Here is a 14,685-nt window from a genome sequence, read left to right as displayed (position 1 = left end):
GGAAGCAGGGTCAGTCCCGCCCGCGCCGCTACTGCACCGCGAGCATCTGACGTGAAAGCGGCTGACCGTGCAGGATAACGGTCTCGATCCGGTCCCAGGCAGTCACCTCCTCGAGCGGATTGGCCGACAGGATCAGCAGATTGGCGATCTTGCCCGGCTCGACGGTGCCATACTCGGCCTCGAGACCGAATTGCCGCGCCGGATTGATGGTGCCCGCCTCGAGGATGGCCTGCAACGAGACACCCGCCTCGTTGAGGCTGAGGATTTCGCGCCAGGTGCACAGGCCGGGCTGGTTGACGAAGGTGGGGCTGCCAGGACAATCGCTTGCCAGCAGCAGGGGGTGTCCTTGCGCATGCAGATAGCCGGTGGCGCGCTGCGCGCGGCCAACGCCATAGCCGAAAATATCGGCCATTTCCGAGCGCGGCATGTCCGGCGGGAAGTCGGCGGCGAGTTCATCGGCAAACCATTGGCCCTCCCCGGTGCGATACCAGTCCAGCAAGGCTGCGGGAACGACGTCCGCCAATTGCGGATCGTCCAGGGCATCCGGTCGCAACTGGCCGCCCAGCCCGGCCATGACGCTGTGGGTCGGCATATAGCCTGTGCCCTGCTCGACCAGCCGGTCCAGCGTTGCCACGACCGGCGGCTCGCCGTCGGGCCATTGCCAGTTCCACAACCCGTGTCCGAGAATATCGAGTCGGGCATCGAGCGCGATCTGATACATGTCGATCGCATTGGCATGGACAATCACCGGCAGGCCATGGGCATGCGCCGCGTCGCGGATGCGCGCCAGCATATCTGCGTCAAACAACGGCCAGCCGGTCTCGGCCCCGAATCCGTCTTCCAGATAGAGTTTGACGCAAACCCCGCCATCCGCAGCGATCCGGGCGACAACATCTTCCGGCGTCGCCTCGCCCTCGATCCGATAGGGGTAGAGCGCCAGCGCATCGCTGTCGTCGCGCTGATTAAGCGGATAGCCCCCGGCCGCATTGGGAATCTCGCCGCAACGCATCAAATCGGGCGCGAGCGGTGCCGCCTCGAATTCGCGCCAGGCCAGCAGGGGCGCCGGATCGAGAATCTGGGTGACGCCATAATAGAGCAGGCTGCGCGGCTGCTGCGCCATATAGGCCTCGAGCAGCGCCGGATGATCGCTCGCCGGCGTCACGCCCATCGCGCCCAGACCGGGCACGAAGGCGACGTGATGATGGCTGTCCATCAGACCCGGCGCGAGAAAACGTCCGCTGGCATTGATGCGCTGCGCCTGCCGGCCAGCGGCAATCGGCTCGATTGAGATCTCGGCGATCACACCATCGCGGATCAGCACATTTTGTGGCGCCGACGGCGCGTCCAGATGCGCCGAAACGATGGTGACATTCTCGATCAGCAATTCTTCAGGCGGTGGCGTACAGGCCGCGAGGCCCAGGGTGAGGATCAGCAGGATATTGGCATAACTCATCAGACAACTCGGTCGTTTGCGGTTTATCAGGTTCGCCTCATGGACGTAGCGTCGGCTTTTGAGCGCGCTGGCTAAGCTCAGCTTCGGGCGGCGCGCTCAGATAACCCCCAGCTCCTTGCCCACCTTGGTAAACGCAGCCACGGCGCGATCAATCATTTCCGGGGTGTGCGCGGCGCTCATCTGGGTGCGGATGCGGGCCTTTCCTTTTGGCACGACGGGGAAGAAGAAGCCGGTGACGTAGACGCCCTCGGCCATCAGCTTGCTCGCCATGTCCTGCGCCAGCTTGGCGTCGCCGAGCATGACCGGAATGATCGGGTGTTCGCCCTGCAGCAGGTCGAAACCGGCCGCACTCATGCCGGCGCGGAAGCGCTTGGCATTGTCGAACAGGCGGGCGCGCAGATCATCGCCCTGGTCGACCATGTCGAGGGCTTTCAGCGAGGCGCCGACGATCATCGGGGCCAGCGAATTGGAGAAGAGATAGGGCCGCGAGCGCTGGCGCAGCATGTCGATCACGGGCCGGCGCGCTGCGGTGAAGCCGCCCATCGCGCCGCCGAGCGCCTTGCCGAGCGTGCCGGTGATGATGTCGATCTCGCCGAACACGCCGCAATGCTCCGGCGTGCCGCGGCCGCGCGCGCCCATGAAGCCATGGGCATGGCAATCATCGACCATGGTCAGCGCGTCATAGGTCTTCGCCAGCGCCACGATCTCGTCGAGCTTGGCGATATAGCCATCCATCGAGAAGACGCCATCGGTGACGATCAGGATGTGCCGCGCACCATCGGCCCGCGCCTGCTTCAGCTGGGCTTCCAGGTCGGCCATGTCGGAATTGGCATAGCGATAGCGTTTCGCCTTGCACAGGCGCACGCCGTCAATGATCGAGGCATGGTTGAGCGCGTCGGAAATGATCGCATCTTCCGCGCCCAGCAGCGGTTCAAACACGCCGCCATTGGCGTCGAAGGCGGCGGCATAGAGGATGGCATCCTCGCAGCCGGTGAAGGCGGCGATCTTCGCTTCAAGCTGTTTGTGGATGTCCTGGGTGCCGCAGATGAAGCGCACCGAGGCGAGGCCGAACCCGTGCGTGTCCAGCGTGTCTTTCGCGGCCTGGATCAGCTCGGGCCGATTGGCGAGACCGAGATAGTTATTGGCGCAGAAATTGATGACGTGATGGCTGGAACCCTCTGACGTCACGTCGATTTCGGAGAATTGCTCCGAGGTGATGATGCGCTCGCGCTTATAGAGCCCGTCGGCCTCGATCTGTTTCAGTTCGGCGGTCAGGTCGGAGTAGAAAGCGGCGGACATGAAGGGGCTCCCAGGGCAAGTTTGCGCAGGAACCCCTTCTATTGGGCCAGGCCCGACTTGTCATCCGGCCTTGGACGCCGCAGGTATCTTCACCCCCATGATCACCAGCCACAGGGCCAGCGATACTTCGCCGAAGAAGGTCGGCAACATGTACCAAGGGCTGATCATTTCGCTGATGGCGGGGTCAAGGAAGATCGCGATCAATCCGCCGGCCACCGCCAGTGCCCCGACCATGACGAGGAATGAGATCAGGGCCGGGACATAGCGCGAGCGAAGCAGGGCGAAGCCCAGCACGGCATTGCCGAAGCCGAAGAAGACCAGGCCAATCATATAGCCCGCCGTGTGCGCCTTCAGGCTCAGCATCGCCATGGCCGCGAGCTGGGCCGGATCGAAGGCTGCGAGCCAGCTGGCATCGTCGATCAGGAACAGGACATCATAGTGATTTTGCATGTTGAGCGCCTGCACCGCCGCCATGACGAGACGAAAGAATGCCGCCAGCAAGGCGAGATTTCGGCTGATCGGTTTCAGGATCACGTAGAAGCCGAAGGCGACAAGCACATCGGCGCTAAACGCGATAATCTCCGCAACAAACCCCAGCCGCCATAAATCTTCCGCGGCGCGGATGGCGTCGATCGTGCCTTGTGGGTCGTCGCCGTCTATCAGCCCGCCCCGCGCGACAATCTGGGAGAATAACGCCCCCGCGATGATGACAAGATAGCCCAGCCCCGTAAGACGGGCCCAGCCCCGCTGCTCTGCTGCCGTATTGGTGATATCCATAGGTATGTCCCTGTAAAACTACCCGTCCCTGCTACAAACCCGGATTGGGCCTCACAAGCGGGACAGTCCCGGCCTGCGTCCCCCGCGCGCTGGATTTGTTCGGGAGACCGGGGCCCGGCCCGGGGACGCGCACAAGCGGTGCACAGCTCTCGCCGATCGTGCGCCAAGCGTGCCGCATGTATCGGCTTCCGGTACATTCGCACATCAGTCAATGTGATGCGGGATGATCCGGAGCTGGGCCGATAAACGGACGCGGCATTGAGTTTTGCGTTGAAAGGGCGACCATCATGAGCATCGCATTCAAGACCCCGACCCACACCGTCGGCGAACATCTGGCCGAGTTCATGGACGAGTTCGACATCAAGGCTCCCACTCTTGCCAAACAGCTCGCCGTGCCGCGCTCGCGAATCGTCCGCCTGCTTGAGGGTGCGCGTTGTGACGGCGATATGGCTCTGCGGCTGGCGCGCTATTTCGGCACCACGCCGCAATACTGGATCAATCTGCAGGCGCTGCGGGATCTATCGGAGGCGCAGGTCAGCCACGGTGCAGCGATCATCGAGGCGATCACGCCGCACAAGGCGGCTTGAGACGGGTGGGACGTGTAGCTCTGGTACGCGCCCCCGGTCGACGCCAGCCACCCCCGCCTTATCCGCCCCCACCCCACCTGCGCTATAATCGGGCCAACTTCGCTCTTTGACATTGTTGGCCCATGAAACTTTCCCGCGTCAGGTTTGTCGTCAACGGGGGGAATGAATGGCAGTCACTGTCAGGCTGCCACGCCTCTGCCACCCGCAAATCGCCAGCCTGCAGGCGGCTCCCCGCCCTCCAAACGCATCATGGCAGGATGGCAGACAGTGCGGAGCCTTTCACATAATTCTGTTCATCTTGGGCGTGGGGACGTGCACCTCTGTCAAGATTTGCGCCCCGGCGCACACCAACCCATTGATCGCTTGTCAGCCAGTGGGCCACCGGGGTTCAGCGCCGTCAAGGCCGCCTCCGGCGCCGCGTAGCGGGCATGCGCCTTGACGGCGCTGAACCCCGGTGGCGGGATCTCGGCAAGCGAAGAATGGGTTATTCCAGACCCGAGGGTCTGAATTTCTGAACCAATGCCATTGCCGGTCCTGCCGAAGCGGGCGCAAGCCTAGGCTACCGACCGGCGCGCCCGTCCGGCGATCACGACCCCGGCCAGCCCCGACAGGGCCGCCAGCAAGGCGATCCAGACATAGATAGAGCTCGTGTCGTGATGCACAACGCCGTCAACGAAGCAGCGGCCGTTTTCGTCGAAGCAGGCGCGGTTGTTCCAGTAGACCGACACGAAGAGCCAGGCGAAGCCGGTCGCCGTCACAAGCGACAGAATGGTCCATACCCAGGCGAAAAATCGGATCATCATCGACACCGTGAGGGGCAGCCAGCCCTGGTTCCTGTTCCTGAAGTGTCCGAGCCCACGCCAGATCAGCGCTGAACCCCGGCGGCGGGATCTCGGCAAGCGAAGAATGGATTGTTCCTGCCGGGTGGACTGCCAGTCCAATCGCGCAGCGTTCCGGAAGAGACAGATTGCGGTGCTAAGGAGCCAAACTGGCAGATTTGTCAGCCGAAGAGCGTTCGACAACAAGGATCAAATTATCGAGCACACACATTCGATAGGTGCCACCCGTCTCCAAGTCAGCCCGAATTCTCGGAAGGAGAAACGCGGCACCATGCAGACCACCCGGCACATCATAGTCTACCCCCTCGAAGGTGAGCGTCATTTCCGCGAAACTCTGCATCATGAGCTCCCGATCAGGCTTGCGACCATCGAATGCCGCCACAACCGTGGCACACCGATTATCCCGCAACGCGGACCAGGCTTCTTCCAGAGGCAGGAGCGTCAGAAATAAGTGCCCGCCACCAATGATCGAAGTCATGCCCAGCAACAGAAAACCGTTCAAGCGTCCGCGCTTCTTGAAGAAACGGAAGTTCGACAATGGCCAGATTTTCAACAGACGAGGAAATGCGATGAACGCCGCCGCAAACACATAAAGCACCGCAAACCAGCGCCACTGAAAAACCTGCCATACCGACAGGTCTGCGACCGTAAACACGACACCGCTCACTCAACCACCCTCGACAAAACCTACAGCCACAACCAATAGCTTCCGGCTTGGACAATCAAGCCACGGGCAGAAATGATCATACCGAAACCACGCTTTTCTCCCCCGCATGCAAGGGAGGCCGCTCAGACCGACGGCAAATCCAGCCCCTGCACGGATGCGCACTCCTTGGCGATTTCGTACCCCGCATCCGCGTGACGCATCACGCCGGTCGCCGGGTCATTCCACAGCACACGTCCGAGACGCGCCTTGGCTTCATCCGTGCCGTCGGCGAGCACGACCAGGCCGGAGTGAATTGAATAGCCCATGCCGACCCCGCCGCCATGATGCAGCGAGACCCAGGTGGCGCCGGACGCGGTGTTGAGCATGGCGTTGAGGATCGGCCAGTCGGCGACGGCGTCGGAGCCGTCGCGCATGGCTTCGGTCTCGCGATTGGGACTGGCCACTGAACCGCTGTCGAGATGATCGCGGCCGATCACCACGGGGGCACTCAGCTCACCGCTACGCACCATCTCGTTGAAGGCGAGGCCGAGGCGATGGCGTTCGCCCAGCCCGACCCAGCAAATCCGCGCCGGCAGGCCCTGGAACTGGATGCGCTCGCGCGCCATGTCGAGCCAGCGGTGGAGATGCGGATTATCCGGGATGAGTTCCTTCACCTTGGCGTCGGTCTTGTAGATATCCTCGGGATCCCCAGACAGCGCGACCCAGCGGAAGGGCCCGACGCCGCGGCAGAAGAGCGGGCGGATATAGGCGGGGACAAAGCCGGGGAAATCGAACGCCTTTGCAACGCCCTCGTCGAAGGCCATCTGGCGGATATTATTGCCGTAATCAACCGTCGGGATCCCCGCCTTGTGGAAGGCCAGCATCGCCTCGACCTGGATCGCCATGGATTTTTTGGCGGCTTTCGAGACGGCATCGGGATCGGAAATCCGCATCGATTCCCACTTGTCGAGTGTCCAGCCCAAGGGCAGATATCCATTGACGGGGTCGTGAGCCGAGGTCTGGTCGGTGACGATATCGGGGCGGACGCCGCGCTTGACGAGTTCCGGGAAAATCTCCGCCGCATTGCCGAGCAGGCCGACCGAGACGGCCTCGCCCCTGGTGCAGGCCTCGTTGATCATGTCCAGCGCTTCGTCGAGATCGCCGGCCTGTTTGTCGAGATAGCCGGTCTTCAGCCGCATCTCGATCCGGCTCGGCTGGCATTCGACCGCCAGCATCGAGGCACCGGCCATGGTGGCGGCCAATGGCTGGGCGCCGCCCATGCCGCCAAGCCCGCCGGTAAGGATCCATTTGCCGGTCAGATCGCCACCATAATGCTGACGCCCGGCCTCGACAAAGGTCTCATAGGTGCCCTGCACGATGCCTTGGCTGCCGATATAGATCCAGGAGCCGGCCGTCATCTGGCCGTACATCATCAGGCCCTTCTTATCGAGCTCGCGGAAATGCTCCCAGGTCGCCCAGTGCGGCACCAGATTGGAGTTCGCGATCAGCACCCGCGGCGCATTGCTGTGGGTCTGGAATACGCCGACCGGCTTGCCGGATTGAACCAGCAGGGTCTCGTCGTCTTTCAGGCGCTTCAGGGTGGAGACGATCCGGTCAAAGCTCTCCCAGTCGCGCGCGGCACGGCCAATGCCGCCATAGACGACGAGTTCTTCCGGCTTTTCCGCGACTTCCGGGTCGAGATTATTCATCAGCATGCGCAAAGGCGCTTCCGTGGCCCAGCTCAGCGCGTCGAGTTCTGTGCCGCGCTTGGCACGGATCACACGCGCATTGTCGAGCCGGGTCGAGGTCATCTCACTTCTCCTGAATACATGATTTGTGCAGCCCGCAGGGCCGCCGCCATGGTGTCTTTCAAGGCCACACGCAGCACGGCCGCCTTGGTCTCGTCGAAGGCCCGGCTCGCCAGGTCCATATAGGCCGATTGCGCCAATTCCATCTGCACCGCATGGATATTCTGGTTCGGGCGGCCATAGGCGCGGGTGATAAAGCCACCGCGAAAGCGGCCATTGACGATCGAGGCATATTCCTCGTGATCCATCATCGCCTTCAGCGCCGCGCGCTCGATGGTCGGGTCGCAGCTCTCGCCGCCGACCGTGCCGAGATTGAGGTCGGGCAACACGCCCTCGAACAGGCGCGGCACTTCGTCAGCAATCGAATGCGCATCCCACAGCAGGGCAAAGCCATGCTCCATCCGGGTCTCGACCAAAAGCTCGGTCAGCGCCTTGTGATAAGGGTCGTGAAAATCCGTGCGCCGCGCTTCCAGCTCGTCCTCATCGGGCGCCAATCCCGCGCGATAAACCGGCGAGCCATCGAACAGGGTCAGCGGCACCAGATCGGTCGTCGCCTGGCCGGGATAGAGCGAGGTATTGTTCGGCGGGCGATTGAGATCAACGACATAGCGCGAATAGTTCGCGCGGATCGTCGCGGCGCCCAAGTCTTCGAGAAAGTCGTAGAGCTGCGGCACATGCCAGTCGGTATCCGGCAGCGCCGCCGCCCCGGGCGTCAGGCGTTCGGCCAGGCCATCGCTCAGGGCGAGGCCGGAATGCGGCATTGAAACCACCAGCGGGCTGGTGCCGGCTGCAAGCGTATACACGTCCATCAAATCACCCCGGGCAAATCACCGGCTTGCGCAACCAGCTCACCATTGGCGACCAGGTCGCGCGCCGCGGCGATATCTGTCGCAAAATAGCGATCATCGCCATAGGGAGCCACATGACGGCGCAAGACCGCCTTGGCCGCCTCAAGCGGGTCGGAGGCGATATCGGGGGCATGGAAATCCGTGCCCTGGGCAGCACAGAGCAGCTCAATCCCGACCACGGCATGCAGGTTTTCCGCCATTTTCAGCGCGCGGACGGCGCCATGCGTCGCCATCGAGACATGGTCTTCCTGATTGGCGCTGGTCGGGATGGAATCGACGCTGGCGGGGTAGGCTTTCTGCTTGTTCTCGGAGACCAGGGCAGCAGCCGTCACATGCGCGATCATGAAGCCGGAATTGATGCCCGGATTGGGCGTCAGAAAAGCGGGCAGACCGCTGACTGCCGGATCGGTCAGCAAGGCGATGCGCCGCTCGCAGATCGAGCCGATCTCGCAGGCCGCAATCGCCAGCTGATCGGCCGCGAAAGCGACCGGCTCGGCGTGGAAATTGCCGCCGGAAATCGCCTCGCCGGTATCGGTGAAGATCAGCGGATTGTCGGTAACGGCATTGGCCTCAATCTCTAGCGTACGCCCGGCCTGACGCAGCAAATCGAGCACGGCGCCCATCACCTGTGGCTGGCAACGCAGGCAATACGGGTCCTGGATCTTCTCGCACACGGCATGGCTGGCGAGGATTTCACTGCCCGTCGCCAGCCCGCGCAAAGCGGCGGCGACATTGATCTGGCCCTGGTGGCCGCGCAATTCGTGGATCCGCGGATCAAACGGCGCAATCGAGCCCTTGGCCGCGTCCAGGCTCATCGCACCGGAAACCAGCGCGCCCTTGAAGCCGGCCTCGATGCCGAACAGGGCGGCGAGCGCCAGCGCGGTCGAGGTCTGGGTGCCGTTGAGCAGGGCCAGGCCTTCCTTGGGGCCCAGCACGACCGGCTTGAGCCCGGCGCGCTTGAGCGCTTCCGCCGCCGGCAACCGCTCGCCGCGCCAGAAGGCCTCGCCATGGCCGATCAGCGCCGCGCTCATATGCGCCAGCGGTGCCAGATCGCCCGAGGCCCCGACGGAACCCTGGGCCGGGATCACCGGCAGTACGTCATGTATGAGCAGGTCGTCCAGCGCCTTCAGCGTCGACCAGCGCAGGCCGGAGGCGCCGCGTCCGAGACTGGCAATCTTCAGCGCCAGGATCAGACGCACGACATCCGCCGGCAGCGCCTCGCCGATCCCGGCCGCGTGCGAGAGCACCAGACGTTCCTGCAACACGGCAAGTTCGTCATTGGCGATACGGGTCTGGGCCAGCTTGCCGAACCCGGTATTGAGGCCATAGACGGCGCGGCCCGAGGCGATCAGATCCTCGACGGTTTTCGCGGCCGCGTCGACGCCGGCCTGCGCTGCCGGATCAATGGTCACCGCGGCGCCGCGATAGATCGCCTGCCAGTCGGCCAGCGCCATCTGGCCCGGTTTGATTTGAAGCGCGCTCACAGCCACTCTCCCCCGAGGATGCGGCCATGCAGCGGCCGCAATCCGATCCATTGAATAATCTCAGCGGGACGCTCGACATCCCAGATCGCCAGATCGGCGCGCTTGCCCGCTTCCAGCGTTCCAATCTCCGCCGCCAGACCCAGCGCCCGGGCGCCCTCGCGCGTCACCCCGGCCAGCGCTTCCTCGACCGTCAGGCCAAACAGGTTGCAGGCCATATTGGCCGCGGTCAGCAAGGACACCACCGGCGATGTCCCCGGATTGGCATCGGTCGCCACCGCCATCGCAACGCCCGCCTCGCGCAGGGCCACGACCGGCGGCTTTTGCGTCTCGCCAATACCGTAAAAGGCGCCGGGCAGGATCACGGCCACCGTGCCGGCCTTCGCCATGGCGGCAATGCCCTCTGCATTGGTGAATTCGAGATGATCCGCCGACAGCCCGTCGAATTCAGCGACGAGCTTGGCACCGCCGGTATCGGAGAGCTGATCAGCATGCAGTTTCACAGGCAGGCCGGCCGCCTTGGCGGCGATGAAGAGACGCCGGATGTCTTCCGGCGAAAAGGCGATGGTTTCGCAATAGGCATCGACCGCATCGGCCAGGCCCTCGCGCGCCGCCTCGCGGATCAGCGGGATGCAGACTTCGTCGATATAGGCGCCGGAGCGGCCTTCATATTCCACCGGGACGGAATGGGCCGCCAGCAGCGTCGTTGAGATGCGCAGACCGGAGACGAGGCCCAGCGAGCGCGCCGCCTTGAGCATCGCCAGCTCGCTGTCAAAGGTCAGGCCATAGCCGGACTTGATCTCGATCGTGCCGACCCCCTCGGCGGACAGCGCATCGAGCCGCGACAGTGCGCCGCCCGCGAGCTCGGCCGCGCCGGCCTTGCGCGTCGCCGCGACGGTCTTGCGGATGCCGCCGCCGGAGCGGGAAATTTCTGTATAACTCTCACCGGCGAGGCGGCGCTCGAACTCATCGGAGCGGTCACCGGCAAACACCAGATGCGTATGGCAATCGACCAAGGCGGGCGTTACCCAGCGGTTTTCGAGGCTTTCCGTCTCCAGCGCGGTTTCCGGCACATCGGCCATCGGTCCGACCCACGCGATACGGCCATCGCGAATTCCGATCGCGGCGTCGAGCAAGGCGCCGTAGGGCACAGGCCCGGGCACCATGGTGGCGAGCCTGGCATCGGTCAGCAATCGGTCGAAACGCATTGAATGGCCCTTCAATCCCGCGTAATTGTCTATACAATTAAATCGCGTACCTGAGTCTGTCCAGCCGGGAGGCCTGCCAATGTCCGAATTTCATTTCGCCGAGATTCTCCTGCCCGGCGGCTGGGCCCGCAATGTCGAGATCACGGTCGATGCGAATGGCCAGATCGCCAGCATCAGCCCCGACACGCCGCCCGGCCCCGATGCGACTCGGCTTGGTGTCGCGGTGCCCGGCATGGCCAATCTCCACTCCCACGCTTTCCAGCGCGGCATGGCCGGCCTGTCGGAGCGGCGCGGTCCCGGCGAGGACAGTTTCTGGTCCTGGCGCCAGATCATGTATGCCTTCAACGACAATCTCACACCGGAGCATGTCGAGGCGATGGCGGCGCTGGTCTATTGCGAAATGCTCGAGACCGGATTCACCTCGGTCGGCGAGTTTCACTATCTCCACCATGACGAACACGGCCAGGCCTATGGCGATATCGGCGAGATGGCCGGGCGCATCTGTGCCGCCGCCGGCGCCACCGGCATCGCGCTGACCCTGCTGCCGGTGCTCTACCGCCATTCCAATTTCAGCGAAATGCCGCCCAGCCATGGCCAGCGCCGCTTCATCAATACGCTGGAGCATTTCGACGACATCCTCGCCTCGGCCCGGCGCCATATGGCGAAGATCGACCATGCCGTTCTGGGGATCGCGCCGCATTCCCTGCGCGCCGTCTCGGCGGCCGAGATCACCGCCATATTGCCGATGTGCGAGACCGGCCCGGTGCATATCCATGCCGCCGAACAGCAAAAGGAAGTCGATGACTGCCTCGCCGCAACCGGCCGGCGCCCGGTCGAATACCTGTTCGAGACCCAGGGCGTGAATGAGCGCTGGTGCCTGATTCATGCCACCCATATGACGCCGGCCGAGACAGCATCCCTGGCGGCGTCCGGTGCCGTTGCCGGTCTGTGCCCACTGACCGAGGCCAATCTCGGCGACGGCTTCTTTAACGCCAGCGCTTATCTCGCCGATCATGGCCGCATCGGTATCGGCTCCGACAGTCATATCCGCATCGATCTGGCCGAGGATATCCGGCTGCTGGAATATGGCCAGCGGCTGCAGGCACAGCGCCGCAATGTACTCGCATTGCCTGGCGGCAGCACCGGACGGCGCCTGTTCGATGCGGCGCTGGCGGGCAGCAATCAGGCGCTGCAACAGCCCTCGGGCCGGATCGAGACCGGACAGCGCGCCGATTTCGTGGTCCTCGATGACCAGCACCCGACCCTGGTTGGACGCAGTGAGGATGCCCGCCTCGACAGCTGGCTGTTCTGCGGCGACAGCCGTCTGGTGCGCGAGGTCTATGTCGGCGGCCAGTGCGTCGTACGCGAGGGTCGCGCCCTCACCCGTGATCGCATCGAGGCCGCCTACCGCACCGCCATGCTCGATATCCGCCGGGCAATCGATCAATGAGTGAGTGGACCGGCGATCTCAGGCTTGACGGCACGGGCCCGGTCTATGACCAGATCCGGCGCGCCATCCTGGCCAATATCCGCTCCGGAGTCTGGCCCCCGCGCCACCGCATCCCGGCCGAGGCCGACCTCGCCCGCCATTTCGGCACCGCGAGAATGACCGTCAATCGCGCCTTGCGCGAGCTGACCGAGGACGGGCTGATCGTGCGCCGCCGCCGCGCCGGCAGTTTTGTGGCCCAGCCACCCTCGCCTTCCGCGATGCTCGAGATTGTCGACATGTCGGCGGCGATCCCCGCCCGCGGCCAGGATTATGGCTATCAATGCCTGACCAATGAGCGCGTTGCCGCCAGCGCCGAGCGGGCCGGCCGCCTGCGCGTCGAGCCCGGCGCGCCGCTGCAGCATCTGGTCTGCCGCCATACCGCCGATGGCGATGTCGTCGAACTGGAAGAGCGCTGGATCAATTTGGCGCTACTTCCGGAGGCGGCCGATCAGGATTTCACAGCCACGGCGCCCGGTGCCTGGCTGCTCGCCGCCGCGCCCTGGACCGCAGCGGAACATACTGTCTCGGCGATCAATGCCGATGCGCGTCTGGCCTCCCGGCTCGATATCGATACCGGCGATGCCTGCCTGGTGCTGGAACGGCGGACCTTCCAGGGCGATGCCGTCGTCACCCTCGCCCGCCTGACTCATCCAGGCGACCGGCATGTGATGACGGAACGCTTCGCGCCGGCCGGCTAGATATTCCCTTCGTCACCGTCCCGGAAACGCTGCAGGCAGTCGAGCACAATCTCCACCGTCTCTTCCCATTGCGGCCGCCCGCCATGCAGTGCGCTTCCGAAATAGCCATGCGGACCGGTATGGGTAACACCGGCCAGCGGGATGCGCCTGAGCCGTCCGGAACGACGCGCCATCGCCCATTCCGAACCCGCAGCCATGCCCCACCGCGCCGGAAAGGCGATCGCGCCGGCGGCCTCGACCCGATCGGCGCTGCCGGCAATATGGTCGATGCGGGCCAGCCGGTTGAGTCCCGGTGTCGAGGCGATGACACCGCCGATCGAGATCAGCTGGATCGGGCCGTCGAAAATACCGGCCAGCTCGTCGGTCGCGCCGGCCGCCATTTGCGCGCCGCCGCTGAGCCCGATCAATGTCAGGTGGGCATCGCGTGACGGCTGCCAGCCGGTCGCGCGCAGTCGGTCCTGGATCAGACCGGCCAGGGCGAGGTTGAAGACCGGGCCATAGCGCCGGTCGGCCGAAACCAGCACCTGGAAGAAGTTGCGCGCATTGACCAGATTGGCCAGCAGCGGCCGGCGCCGATCGGGCGGCGCCGCAGCAAGGGCGCGCCAGAGCCAGCTGAACAGGCGCGGACCATGCAGAAGCGGAATGCCCGAGGCAGCGTAGGGAAAGACGGTATCGACCAAAACGGCATCCGGTGCGCCTTCGCGCAGGGCGTCGAGAAAGCGCTGCTCCCGCCGCGAATTTGAGGTGCCGCTGATACGGTCAATGCCGCCGAGATAAACGATGAAATCACGCGGGGCTCCGTCCGGAGTATCACCCGGGACCACCGGGGGTTCGCGTTCGAGCGCGGGCTGGCGCGCCCACCAGCGCAAGGTCTCCAGCGGCGCCAGCGTGCCGGCAAGGATGAAGGCGACCAGGCCACTCAGCAGCAGCCAGACGAGCGCGTCCTCAAGCATGCCCGCCTCCCGGCGTCACCAGACGCAAACGCCGCAGCAGCGGCTCGGTAAGCCGGCCGCCATAATGGCGCACCGCAGCACTGGCCAGCCAACCGGCGCCGGCGCAGGCGATCACCAGGCCCAACGGTCCGCCAATCACCACCTGAAAGCCCCAGCCAATACAGACAAAGGTCCAGCCATCGAGGGCACGGTCGAGCAATTCGCCATAATAGGGCGCCACCGTCAGCACGCTCAGCAGGCGCGGCGCATAACCCAGGGCGATGGTCCCGGCGAGGACGGCTTCGGACACGGGTTGGGCGCCGGCCAGACCGAGCAGGAAATGCGCGCTGATGCTCCAGACGATAACGCCGAGCAGATAGACCAGACCGGTCAGGCCCAGGCTGGCGAGCATGCGCCAGCGACCCACTTTCTGCGCCGCGAGGACATAGGCCTTGCCGAGCAATTCGGAGGCACCGGCAATCAGCGGCACGATCAGGGCAGCGAGCGCGAGGTGCGGTTCGGCGGTCAGCGTCTCGAATGCGCTGCGCTGCATCAATGCCGCGTCGAGCGCGAGCGAGAGGGCGTGTGCCATGTCGTTGAAAATCGTCATGATCCGGCTC

General features: G+C 64.4%; 14 protein-coding genes. 3 read left to right on the top strand and 11 right to left on the bottom strand.

Going from position 1 to position 14,685, the window contains the following annotated elements; all coding sequences use genetic code 11:
- Window positions 1-28: 28 nt before the first annotated feature.
- From ACN0YL_RS07640 to ACN0YL_RS07630, 3 genes are all read right to left on the bottom strand, one after another.
- The gene (locus tag ACN0YL_RS07640; RefSeq protein WP_417497580.1) at window positions 29-1,453 is read right to left on the bottom strand and encodes an amidohydrolase family protein; all 1,425 of its coding nucleotides are present in this window, start codon (window positions 1,451-1,453) and stop codon (window positions 29-31) included.
- A 96-nt stretch (window positions 1,454-1,549) separates the two neighbouring features.
- Window positions 1,550-2,752, bottom strand: a complete 1,203-nt coding sequence (gene kbl, locus ACN0YL_RS07635; RefSeq protein WP_417497579.1) for a glycine C-acetyltransferase — start codon at window positions 2,750-2,752, stop codon at window positions 1,550-1,552.
- A 60-nt stretch (window positions 2,753-2,812) separates the two neighbouring features.
- Entirely contained in the window at window positions 2,813-3,529 is a 717-nt protein-coding gene (locus ACN0YL_RS07630; RefSeq protein WP_417491740.1) for a DUF4386 domain-containing protein, read from the bottom strand.
- A gap of 287 nt (window positions 3,530-3,816) precedes the next feature.
- Between ACN0YL_RS07630 and ACN0YL_RS07625 the strand changes: the two genes are divergently transcribed.
- Window positions 3,817-4,116: a HigA family addiction module antitoxin gene (locus ACN0YL_RS07625; protein ID WP_417491741.1), complete on the top strand. Its 300-nt coding sequence runs from the start codon at window positions 3,817-3,819 to the stop codon at window positions 4,114-4,116.
- Between the two features lie 554 nt (window positions 4,117-4,670).
- Here the strand turns inward: ACN0YL_RS07625 and ACN0YL_RS07620 are convergent.
- The 6 genes from ACN0YL_RS07620 to hutI form a co-directional block, all read right to left on the bottom strand.
- Window positions 4,671-4,916 carry a hypothetical protein gene (locus ACN0YL_RS07620; protein ID WP_417497578.1) on the bottom strand — a complete coding sequence of 82 codons (246 nt, stop codon included), beginning with the start codon at window positions 4,914-4,916 and terminating at the stop codon, window positions 4,671-4,673.
- Window positions 4,917-5,091: 175 nt separating this feature from the next.
- The gene (locus tag ACN0YL_RS07615; protein ID WP_417491743.1) at window positions 5,092-5,622 is read right to left on the bottom strand and encodes a hypothetical protein; all 531 of its coding nucleotides are present in this window, start codon (window positions 5,620-5,622) and stop codon (window positions 5,092-5,094) included.
- Window positions 5,623-5,744: 122 nt separating this feature from the next.
- On the bottom strand, window positions 5,745-7,412 hold the full coding sequence (gene hutU / locus ACN0YL_RS07610; protein WP_417491744.1) for a urocanate hydratase: 1,668 nt from the start codon (window positions 7,410-7,412) through the stop codon (window positions 5,745-5,747).
- Window positions 7,409-8,218 (bottom strand): N-formylglutamate deformylase, encoded by an 810-nt coding sequence (gene hutG, locus ACN0YL_RS07605; RefSeq protein WP_417491745.1) that lies wholly within the window; start codon window positions 8,216-8,218, stop codon window positions 7,409-7,411. The genes hutU and hutG overlap by 4 nt, the downstream gene beginning before the upstream one ends.
- Window positions 8,218-9,792 carry a histidine ammonia-lyase gene (gene hutH / locus ACN0YL_RS07600; RefSeq protein WP_417497577.1) on the bottom strand — a complete coding sequence of 525 codons (1,575 nt, stop codon included), beginning with the start codon at window positions 9,790-9,792 and terminating at the stop codon, window positions 8,218-8,220. Before hutH ends, hutG begins: the two co-directional genes overlap by 1 nt.
- Entirely contained in the window at window positions 9,738-10,946 is a 1,209-nt protein-coding gene (gene hutI, locus ACN0YL_RS07595) for an imidazolonepropionase (protein WP_417497576.1), read from the bottom strand. The genes hutH and hutI overlap by 55 nt, the downstream gene beginning before the upstream one ends.
- A 79-nt stretch (window positions 10,947-11,025) precedes the next feature.
- Here hutI and ACN0YL_RS07590 point away from each other — a divergent pair, with 79 nt between their 5' ends.
- Together ACN0YL_RS07590 and hutC are read left to right on the top strand one after the other, a co-directional pair.
- Complete coding sequence (locus ACN0YL_RS07590) at window positions 11,026-12,396, top strand: formimidoylglutamate deiminase (protein WP_417497575.1); 1,371 nt, start codon at window positions 11,026-11,028, stop codon at window positions 12,394-12,396.
- Window positions 12,393-13,133: a histidine utilization repressor gene (gene hutC, locus ACN0YL_RS07585; RefSeq protein WP_417497574.1), complete on the top strand. Its 741-nt coding sequence runs from the start codon at window positions 12,393-12,395 to the stop codon at window positions 13,131-13,133. Before ACN0YL_RS07590 ends, hutC begins: the two co-directional genes overlap by 4 nt.
- Here the strand turns inward: hutC and ACN0YL_RS07580 are convergent.
- Window positions 13,130-14,086: a hypothetical protein gene (locus ACN0YL_RS07580; protein WP_417497573.1), complete on the bottom strand. Its 957-nt coding sequence runs from the start codon at window positions 14,084-14,086 to the stop codon at window positions 13,130-13,132. The two genes, hutC and ACN0YL_RS07580, sit on opposite strands and share 4 nt — an antisense overlap.
- Window positions 14,079-14,675 carry a hypothetical protein gene (locus ACN0YL_RS07575; protein ID WP_417497572.1) on the bottom strand — a complete coding sequence of 199 codons (597 nt, stop codon included), beginning with the start codon at window positions 14,673-14,675 and terminating at the stop codon, window positions 14,079-14,081. Before ACN0YL_RS07575 ends, ACN0YL_RS07580 begins: the two co-directional genes overlap by 8 nt.
- Window positions 14,676-14,685 lie beyond the last annotated feature (10 nt).

It is taken from the genome of Maricaulis sp. (assembly GCF_048269565.1).
GTDB lineage: Bacteria > Pseudomonadota > Alphaproteobacteria > Caulobacterales > Maricaulaceae > Maricaulis.
This window is presented reverse-complemented; position numbering and strand designations above follow the sequence as displayed.

Coding starts and splice junctions, on each gene's coding strand:
- hutU (WP_417491744.1), bottom strand. CDS start 7,412: ATGACCTCGACCCGGCTCGACAATGCGCGTGTGATCCGTGCCAAGCGC.
- ACN0YL_RS07575 (WP_417497572.1), bottom strand. CDS start 14,675: ATGACGATTTTCAACGACATGGCACACGCCCTCTCGCTCGCGCTCGAC.
- hutG (WP_417491745.1), bottom strand. CDS start 8,218: ATGGACGTGTATACGCTTGCAGCCGGCACCAGCCCGCTGGTGGTTTCA.
- hutI (WP_417497576.1), bottom strand. CDS start 10,946: ATGCGTTTCGACCGATTGCTGACCGATGCCAGGCTCGCCACCATGGTG.
- hutH (WP_417497577.1), bottom strand. CDS start 9,792: ATGGATCGGATTGCGGCCGCTGCATGGCCGCATCCTCGGGGGAGAGTG.
- hutC (WP_417497574.1), top strand. CDS start 12,393: ATGAGTGAGTGGACCGGCGATCTCAGGCTTGACGGCACGGGCCCGGTC.
- ACN0YL_RS07620 (WP_417497578.1), bottom strand. CDS start 4,916: ATGATCCGATTTTTCGCCTGGGTATGGACCATTCTGTCGCTTGTGACG.
- ACN0YL_RS07640 (WP_417497580.1), bottom strand. CDS start 1,453: ATGAGTTATGCCAATATCCTGCTGATCCTCACCCTGGGCCTCGCGGCC.
- ACN0YL_RS07630 (WP_417491740.1), bottom strand. CDS start 3,529: ATGGATATCACCAATACGGCAGCAGAGCAGCGGGGCTGGGCCCGTCTT.
- kbl (WP_417497579.1), bottom strand. CDS start 2,752: ATGTCCGCCGCTTTCTACTCCGACCTGACCGCCGAACTGAAACAGATC.
- ACN0YL_RS07625 (WP_417491741.1), top strand. CDS start 3,817: ATGAGCATCGCATTCAAGACCCCGACCCACACCGTCGGCGAACATCTG.
- ACN0YL_RS07580 (WP_417497573.1), bottom strand. CDS start 14,086: ATGCTTGAGGACGCGCTCGTCTGGCTGCTGCTGAGTGGCCTGGTCGCC.
- ACN0YL_RS07590 (WP_417497575.1), top strand. CDS start 11,026: ATGTCCGAATTTCATTTCGCCGAGATTCTCCTGCCCGGCGGCTGGGCC.